General features: G+C 43.4%; 1 pseudogene. It reads right to left on the reverse strand.

Annotated features, from left to right (window positions below):
• Positions 1 to 408 (reverse strand): annotated as a pseudogene (locus ACNQO6_RS18405) (YadA-like family protein); the annotation flags it as partial.

The raw sequence follows: 408 nt of genomic DNA on the forward strand, positions 1-408 counted from the left end.
ACTGGTCAACATTGACTGCATCTTTACCATTTACACCATCAGCAACATTGGTAATAACTTTATTACCTGCATTGATGCCATCTTTAGTGATGCTTGGGCCTTCTTTGATGGTTAAACCGTTGTTGTTGAGTACGCTGTCGCCAGTGGTGATGCTGTCGAACTTCGCATCTTTCAACAATTCGATCTTGATACCATCTTCTGTGGTACGGGTAATGACATTTTCACCACTGGTCTTGTCTTCTGCTGTTGCTGCATCCGCTCCACCCACGATGTTTAACTTGTCACCCAACTTACGATGAACGTCTTTACCCGCATTGCCAGCAAAGTTCAAACCTTTATTGGTCAGGTCATTTACACCATTGGTCACCTTGTCATCGACTGACTTGATCGCATCATTGATGTTGTTTT

This window comes from Acinetobacter calcoaceticus (assembly GCF_051947995.1).
GTDB lineage: Bacteria > Pseudomonadota > Gammaproteobacteria > Pseudomonadales > Moraxellaceae > Acinetobacter.